Genomic DNA, 381 nt, shown 5'->3' on the forward strand with positions numbered 1-381 from the left:
GCGTTTGTAACAGCGTATGCCAGTATTCATCACGTGCTTTTTGCTGTGCAGGCAGCTTTTTGTCTCCGATGATGGGATAACCAGGGCGCGCAGGGGGGGCTTTTAACGCCAGCAGTTCTGCCAGTGCGGCGAGCGTCGCATGGGGGAAGTTTTTACTGTATTTAGCCACACGTTGCAGGCTGGGTTTGTTTTTATCAGCCACCAGTAGCAAGGTGCGGATGACTTGCGGATGGTTAATTTGTACCAGCAGACTGCCGCAATCTTCTTTATGTGCATACATCGCGAGGCGCGGAACGGCTGCCAGTCCTTGTTCGCGCAAAAGGGCAGCGCAGGCCGCGTAGCCGAAGTGGTTTTCATGCGACATGTAGCTGGCTTCTCGAT

Annotated in this window: 1 pseudogene; it reads right to left on the reverse strand. The window is 54.1% G+C overall.

Annotation, left to right across the window (positions count from 1 at the left end):
• Positions 1 to 381 (reverse strand): annotated as a pseudogene (locus K7431_RS30835) (hypothetical protein); the annotation flags it as partial.

This window comes from Pseudomonas fluorescens group sp. (genome assembly GCF_020093335.1).
Taxonomy (GTDB): Bacteria; Pseudomonadota; Gammaproteobacteria; order Pseudomonadales; family Pseudomonadaceae; genus Aquipseudomonas; species Aquipseudomonas petroselini.